Here is a 1,295-nt window from a genome sequence, read left to right as displayed (position 1 = left end):
GGCTAACAATAGTTCGGATAATGAATCGTTTTATCAACCCAATTCTATCTTAATTTTATGATAATTTGGTCTAGACATTGGGGAGTACGTTATATCAGTATTAACGGGTTGTGTTGCATCGGGCCATATTATCGACAGGATTGAAGAGAGAAAAACAGCACAATGGGATTTAAATGACTCATTGAGTGACACTATTGTTGCAGTTGGAGTACCCAGTAAACCCATTAAAAACTATGAGAATGCTTTGGTATTATCTGGACAAAAACAAGGTTATTTAATTCAAACAGCTAACAATGATGATTCTTTTGTCAGACTATTAAATTCTGATCTAGATTTAAAGTATATGACACTAAGACCTAATAGATATGCAAAAGATGGTGCGTATCGAGTGGAGGTAGGGGGTAAAGATTGTAGCTCTAAGCATGGTTGCGTGGGTATTGACTTTGAGTATGATTGGAGGTCTGACGACCTTGAAGCAAATCTAGAAGCTAAAAGAAATAGTGTGCAATTATTAGTAGACGCAGGGTTTAGATGCATTGGGGGCGAAAGACATCCTTACTGTACTAGAGGTATTGAAGACGCTAAATTAACGATTGTTAGTAAACCAAATAACGCTGACTCATTAACTTACAAGTTAAGAGAACCTGCTAAAATACATTTTTATCAAAATAATGGTACAGGAAAAATAGCTCAAGCTGGTCTATGGATGGTACTTCCTATTGCTATTGTCTTTGATCTAGTGACATTGCCTGTACAGCCTATGCCTGAAAAGTAACCTGGCGTATTATTCACAAATTATTGTATGTTCCAATGATGTTGTTAGAAATTAATAAAGCGGGCTTCCTAAAAAGTCCGCTTTTTTTCGGTAGAGTGGAAGCAGGTAAGCCAAAGTGAATAGAGATGAAACAAAAAATACGTCTATTTTTTAGAGCTATCGCTGAGGTTTTCTTTGCTAGTCCAAAGTATTTTTAAGGGTAAAACTAACGATTTCAAAGTCATAATTAGGCTCGTAAAACTGTGAAAGTATAGGTTCAAAATAATTGCGTATAAAGCGAAGTCCTTACTTCAAATTGGAATAACAATTCTTACCATTTTTTCACAGTGAATCTTCTATTTCTTAGGTTACTATAATTGATAGTAATACAATCATTCGTATTATTTTTAATCTCAATCAATAAATAGACCGAGGTAATACCATGTCAGAAGATAACAATAAATCAAAAATAGTAGCAATTATGACTCTACAAGGTAAGCATCCGACCAATCCCCTATTGCGGTGGCACCCAGCGATGAGG

General features: G+C 35.3%; 1 protein-coding gene. It reads left to right on the top strand.

All coding sequences use genetic code 11. The annotated features are described in order from the left end of the window. Positions 1-181 precede the first annotated feature (181 nt). The gene (locus G561_RS0113555) at positions 182-775 is read left to right on the top strand and encodes a YidX family protein (protein WP_028860000.1); all 594 of its coding nucleotides are present in this window, start codon (positions 182-184) and stop codon (positions 773-775) included. Positions 776-1,295 lie beyond the last annotated feature (520 nt).

The sequence above is a fragment of the Psychrobacter phenylpyruvicus DSM 7000 = NBRC 102152 genome (assembly GCF_000685805.1).
GTDB lineage: Bacteria > Pseudomonadota > Gammaproteobacteria > Pseudomonadales > Moraxellaceae > Psychrobacter > Psychrobacter phenylpyruvicus.
Note: the sequence above shows the minus strand (reverse complement) of the source record. Positions and strands in the feature narration are given on the sequence as shown.